Annotated in this window: 1 protein-coding gene; it reads left to right on the forward strand. The window is 68.7% G+C overall.

Annotated elements, in window-relative coordinates; all coding sequences use genetic code 11:
- Positions 1 to 4 precede the first annotated feature (4 nt).
- Entirely contained in the window at positions 5 to 418 is a 414-nt protein-coding gene (locus IH61_RS0140040; protein ID WP_030248297.1) for a roadblock/LC7 domain-containing protein, read from the forward strand.

The raw sequence follows: 418 nt of genomic DNA on the forward strand, positions 1-418 counted from the left end.
TCAGATGAGCCAGGCCGCACAGAACCTGAACTGGCTGATCACCAATTTCGTGGACAACACCCCCGGGGTGTCCCACACCGTGGTGGTCTCCGCGGACGGCCTCCTGCTGTGCATGTCCGAGGGCTTCCCCCGCGACCGCGCCGACCAGCTCGCCGCCGTGGCCTCCGGCCTCACCTCCCTCACCTCCGGCGCCAGCCGGATCTTCGAAGGAGGCGAGGTCAACCAGACCGTCGTCGAGATGGAACGGGGCTTCCTCTTCCTCATGGCCGTCAGCGACGGCTCCGCCCTCGCCGTCCTCGCAGCCCCCGACTCCGACATCGGCCTCGTCGGCTACGAGATGGCCCTGCTCGTCGACCGCGCAGGAGCCGTCCTCACCCCCGCACTCCGCGCAGAACTCCAGGGCAGTCTCCTGCACTGA

This window comes from Streptomyces sp. NRRL WC-3742 (assembly GCF_000720635.1).
GTDB lineage: Bacteria > Actinomycetota > Actinomycetes > Streptomycetales > Streptomycetaceae > Kitasatospora.

Bases quoted from the DNA above. Each gene is read 5' to 3' on its own strand.
- IH61_RS0140040 (WP_030248297.1), top strand. From the start codon at position 5: ATGAGCCAGGCCGCACAGAACCTGAACTGGCTGATCACCAATTTCGTG.